2 protein-coding genes are annotated in these 1,954 nt (G+C 46.9%); both read right to left on the bottom strand.

Annotated features, from left to right (window positions below):
- Window positions 1-71: 71 nt before the first annotated feature.
- Complete coding sequence (gene moeB, locus IQ242_RS23610; protein WP_193961625.1) at window positions 72-1,244, bottom strand: molybdopterin-synthase adenylyltransferase MoeB; 1,173 nt, start codon at window positions 1,242-1,244, stop codon at window positions 72-74.
- Window positions 1,245-1,403: 159 nt separating this feature from the next.
- Complete coding sequence (gene gcvH / locus IQ242_RS23615; protein WP_193961626.1) at window positions 1,404-1,799, bottom strand: glycine cleavage system protein GcvH; 396 nt, start codon at window positions 1,797-1,799, stop codon at window positions 1,404-1,406.
- Window positions 1,800-1,954: the final 155 nt, after the last annotated feature.

A 1,954-nucleotide genomic window follows, 5' to 3' on the forward strand; every position in this document is an offset into this window, starting at 1 on the left:
GGTGATGGGGAGATAGGGAAATGGGGAAATTTTAACTAATACCCCAAAACCCCAAAACCCAAGAGCCAAAATTAGTATTCTGGTACGGTGGAATCGACTTCGCGACTCCAGGCGCTGATACCACCTTTGACGTTAATTCCTTCGATACCTGCCTCTTTGAGGATAGCGAGGGCTTTAGCGGAACGTCCCCCCATCTTACAATGGGCGATGAGACGATAACCGTTGACTAATTCCTTAATTTTGGGAATTGCCGCACCATTTTCGATATCGGGTAGGGGAATTAATACCGAGTTGGGTATCTTAGCGATTTGGTACTCGTTGGGATTACGCACATCGATGAGAATGTAATCATTGGCATTGCTGTCAAGTAGTTCCTTTAACTCTACTACGGTCATTTCTGTCATTTTTTGCTGTTCTGCCGCTTCTTGTGCTTTCGCTTGCGGAATACCGCAGAATTGTTCGTAATCAATTAGTTTTTCAATGACGGGACGGATGGGATTCGGACGCAATTTTAACTCGCGGAATTTCATTTCCCAAGCATTGTAAAGCAGTAAACGACCACTGAGGGTATCCGGTGCGCCGAGGATAATTTTAATGGCTTCTGTGGCTTGAATTGTGCCGATTACTCCGGGTAAAACCCCTAAAACGCCGCCTTCCGCACAGGAGGGAACCATCCCCGGTGGTGGCGGTTCGGGATAGAGATCGCGGTAGTTGGGACCGCCTTGGTAGTTAAAAACGGTTGCTTGTCCTTCAAAGCGGAAAATTGAGCCGTAGACGTTGGGTTTGTCGAGAAGAACACAAGCATCATTAGTCAGATAACGGGTGGGGAAATTATCCGTCCCGTCGATGACTACATCATAGGGGGCTAAAATGTCAAGGGCATTTTCGGAACTTATGCGGGTTTCGTACAAATCCACCTGACAGTAGGGGTTAATTTCTAGAATTCTGTCCTTAGCGGAAACAATTTTCGGTTTACCTACCCAAGAAGTGCCGTGAATAATTTGACGTTGCAGATTGGAACTATCGACGATATCGAAGTCAACAATACCGATTCTACCGATGCCAGCCGCCGCTAGATAGAGTAAAAGCGGGGAACCGAGTCCCCCGGTGCCGATGCAGAGAACACTGGCGGCTTTTAGTTTTTTTTGACCTTCTAAGCCCACTTCGGGCAGAATAATGTGTCGAGAGTAGCGTTGAACCTCCTCTTTGGAAAGTTTGATCGCCGCGAGATTAGGATTTAGCATAGATTGGGTAAATAGTGAAACCTGACTCGATTCGGGCTAGAATTTCGTCTCAGCACGGTTTAGAGACAAAAATCAGGAAGACTCGATCGCTTCCTGGATTTTTAATTCTTTCTATGCTTATGATAGTGTGAGGGTCTGGCTCCCTGTTGTTAATATTAGTTAACTTTCCCCTGCTACTTGGGCGCGGTATTCACTAGCGGAGAGGGTGTCAGCCAAGGCATTATCGGGATTTTCTACCCGCACTTTTAATAACCAACCCTCCCCGTGGGGATCATCGGCAATTAATTCGGGGGAGTCAATCATCCCTTGATTGCGATCGACTACGGTCCCCGAGACGGGAGGATAAAGTTCTTCTACCGCTTTTACCGATTCGATCGTGCCGAAACTACTACCTACTTCCAGTGCCTCTCCCAATTCGGGCAATTCTAGAAACACGATATCACCTAATTGATCGACGGCAAAAGCACTAATTCCCAAGGTAGCGATTTCACCTTCGAGTCTGACGTATTCGTGGGTTTCTAGGTATCTCAAATCCTCGGGATATTCCAGTTCCATCGTCTGTCTCTAAATATTTACAGCATCAGTTAGTTTACTAGATCTCTTGGGGAAAATGTTCATCGGCTAGGGCTGTTTTATTGCCGATCGCTACCTAGGGTTTGGTGAAAAAGTTTTTCGGTGGTGGCAGGGTGTGGGGTGTGGGGTGTGAGGTG

It is taken from the genome of Microcystis sp. LEGE 08355 (genome assembly GCF_015207185.1).
GTDB classification, from domain to species: domain Bacteria; phylum Cyanobacteriota; class Cyanobacteriia; order Cyanobacteriales; family Microcystaceae; genus Microcystis; species Microcystis panniformis.